2 protein-coding genes are annotated in these 1,487 nt (G+C 62.2%); one reads left to right on the forward strand and one right to left on the reverse strand.

Annotated features, from left to right (window positions below):
* Nucleotides 1-91 precede the first annotated feature (91 nt).
* The gene (locus GSQ79_RS22065; RefSeq protein WP_158810930.1) at nucleotides 92-1,078 is read right to left on the reverse strand and encodes a LysR family transcriptional regulator; all 987 of its coding nucleotides are present in this window, start codon (nucleotides 1,076-1,078) and stop codon (nucleotides 92-94) included.
* 132 nt (nucleotides 1,079-1,210) lie between these two features.
* On the opposite strand from GSQ79_RS22065, the gene GSQ79_RS22070 reads away from it, so the two are divergent.
* Nucleotides 1,211-1,487, forward strand: a 277-nt coding sequence (locus tag GSQ79_RS22070) for a DUF485 domain-containing protein (protein ID WP_158810931.1), incomplete at its 3' end; no start/stop codon positions are given.

Below are 1,487 nucleotides of genomic sequence, written 5' to 3' on the forward strand. Positions count from 1 at the left end.
TTTGATGACGGAGTGTTTCCTTCGCGAGGCGGCGTTGACGTCGGCCGCCTCGTAATCCGTCCCCACCGCCGCGTCCGCGCGGCGCCCGGTCCTAATTGCCGGGTAAGTCGGCTGCGAAACCGTCGTCCGGTGCGGTCGCTGCGTCCCATTTTGGAAAGTACGCGTCAGCGGTGAATGCAGGGCCATTTGCCGTATCGGCTACGAGGTAACCTGCGCCCATCCGCCAGTTGAAGCTGGTTGCGAAGGCGATTAGCGGGTCGAGGCGGTCGTCGGTGCAGTCGCTGTTCCACTGCAGCTCGATGCATCGGTCCGCGGTGAAGTCGCGGACCTTCACAATCCTTACGTCGGGCGTGGCGAAAAGCGTTGGCATCAGAGCCACCCCGAGTCCCGCGGCGACCAGCGAGAGGACGCGGTCGTCCTGATCCGTCTTGTAGACGACGTGAGTGGATATCCCGCGTTCGGTTAGGAGCTTGGTCGTGCTGGCGTACGTTTCGCAGTGCGTCCGCACGATGAACGGCTCCCCGTGCAGATCCTGAAGGCAGATGCTCTCGGTCGACGCGAACCTGTGCTTGGACCCGACGGCCAGACCGTAATGCTCACGGGCGAGGACGGCGGATGATTGGCCATCACGGGAATGTCCCGCGCTCGTGATGCACGCGACGATCTTCCGATTCAGCAGTTTCTCCTGGAGCTCGTCGCGCGTCCCGTCGCAGAGCTCGAGCGTCGTGCCCGGCAACGCGGTCGCGAGTGCTTCGATGAGCCGCGCGAGGTGTGCCGTCGGCAAGGTTCGCAGCACGCCGACACGTACCGGGCGTGCCCGGTCAGCAGACTTGATCTCCGCCTTCATGCGATCGCAAGCCGACAGGACCTCGCGGCCCGTGAGCAGGAGCCGTCTGCCGGCAAGCGTCGGCTTGATTGCACCGGGGGTGCGGTGCAGAAGCTTTACGCCTAGCTCCGCCTCAAGCTTCGCGACGGAAGCCGACAGCGCTGGCTGCGACACTCCCGCCCGGATGCCCGCCTTTGTGAAACTTCCGGTGTCCGCGACGGCAGCGAAATGGCGGATCTGATAGAGCTCCACTCCATAACCTCCATTTATATCGTCCATCACATCAAACGATTTCACTTATCCATGCGTGAGTTCTACCGTTTTGCCAAGGCATCGCTTCGGCCGCGCGCCGGATGACAATATGCTCGAATGCGGGAGTCAAACGTGCTTACGCGAGTGGAACACCTGGAAGCCGACGGAACCCTTGGGCGCGAACGTGAGACCATCGCAAACAGGCTTGCGGTGTTTACCTCTGACCAGCTCGTCGACGAGATCGAGGCCCGAAGAAGAGGGTTCGTCTACCCGCTATTCGTTGCGACCTTCGTGTTGTTCTGCCTGACGCTGCTTGTCTTGGCCTATCTCCCCGATATCGTCGGCTATCGGGTCGAGGGCGCGATAAATGTCGCCTACCTTCTGGCCCTCGCGCAATTCACCGTCACGT

Origin of the sequence: Beijerinckia sp. L45 (assembly GCF_009765775.1) — a bacterium.
Taxonomy (GTDB): Bacteria; Pseudomonadota; Alphaproteobacteria; order Rhizobiales; family Beijerinckiaceae; genus RH-AL1.